General features: G+C 36.9%; 2 pseudogenes. Both read left to right on the plus strand.

The annotated features are described in order from the left end of the window. Positions 1-127 (plus strand): annotated as a pseudogene (locus tag ACFINS_RS10780) (cell envelope biogenesis protein TolA); the annotation flags it as partial. A gap of 46 nt (positions 128-173) precedes the next feature. Further along, positions 174-312: pseudogene (gene tolB / locus ACFINS_RS10785) on the plus strand (Tol-Pal system protein TolB); the annotation flags it as partial.

A 312-nucleotide genomic window follows, 5' to 3' on the forward strand; every position in this document is an offset into this window, starting at 1 on the left:
GATAAGACAGGTTTATGCAGCTGTTTTTTCATGCCAACCTTATACAGACCTTCCACGTGATCAATATGATTTGTGGGGACAGGGTTTTGATTTTAATGTTGATCCCCTTCAAGAGATAATACGATGATATATACTCCATTTTTCGCTCTTCAGTAAAAGGATACACATCCATGATGATTATGACGACACGCACATTTTTTTCTTGGTTTATTGTCATTTGCGCTTTTTGGCTTACAAGTTTTTCATCTGTTCCTGTTCATGCACAACTGAAAGGCACTATTTCTAGTGCTGACTTTAATCCTATTCCTATTG

This window comes from Bartonella sp. AA2SXKL, assembly GCF_042197205.1.
GTDB lineage: Bacteria > Pseudomonadota > Alphaproteobacteria > Rhizobiales > Rhizobiaceae > Bartonella.